The organism is Rhizobacter sp. P2_H2, assembly GCF_056403375.1.
Map to the genome: position 1 here is coordinate 1 of NZ_JBFUFP010001648.1, position 776 is coordinate 776.

At 75.3% G+C, this 776-nt stretch carries 2 pseudogenes; one reads left to right on the forward strand and one right to left on the reverse strand.

Annotated features, from left to right (window positions below):
- Positions 1-387, reverse strand: a pseudogene (locus tag AC1D15_RS35350) (ComF family protein); the annotation flags it as partial.
- Positions 388-436: 49 nt separating this feature from the next.
- Here AC1D15_RS35350 and AC1D15_RS35355 point away from each other — a divergent pair.
- A pseudogene (locus AC1D15_RS35355) lies at positions 437-776 on the forward strand (biotin synthase); the annotation flags it as partial.

The window sequence follows — 776 nt, forward strand, 5'->3', positions numbered from 1 at the left end:
CTCCCAGGCCTGGTTGAAGCCGCGCTCGCGCAGCCGCTCCGGCGCGAGCGGCACCGGCAGCAGCCACTGCGGCCACGCGGCTGCATCGCGCTGGCGCGCCGCGAGAACGCGCGCGGCCAGCGCATCCGCCAGGTCGAGCGCGCCGCTGAACTTGAAGCGGGTGACCAGGCCGGACCACGGGTGGGCGTAGCCGGCGCCGGCATACGCTGCATCGAAAGGGGGTGGGTTCAGCACGCAGGCCCCGCAGGTGGCCACACCCGCCGGCACCTCGAGTGCGCAGCGCGTGCAGCGTGGTGAGGTGTCGGCGAAGCGCTGCACGCAGGCCCGGCAGACGCGGGCTGCCGGGCCGCTGTCCCAGCCCTGGCACACCGCGCACGAAGAGGGCATGTGGCGGAGCAGGCGCGAGAAGATCACCGGCTCAATATACTGCCCGCCGATGAGCGATTCCCCAGCGGCCGACACCTCGCGGCGCTTCGACCGTGCGGTCGTCGCGCAGGCGCTGCGCCGGCTGGCCGTGGCCCCACAGGCACCCTGGCTGCACGGCGAGATCGCGCGGCGCATGGCCGAGCGGCTCGCGATCGTGCGCAAGCAGCCGGACGCGATCGCCGACTGGTGGAGCTTCGGCGGCGCCGGTGCCGAGCACCTGGCGCGCGCCTACCCCCAGGCGCGGCGCATCGCGGTCGAGCCGACACCGGCGCTGCGCGAGCGCAGCGCGCAGCTCGCGAAGGCGCCGTGGTGGTCGCCGAAGCGCTGGAGCGGCGCACCGGTGACGGTGC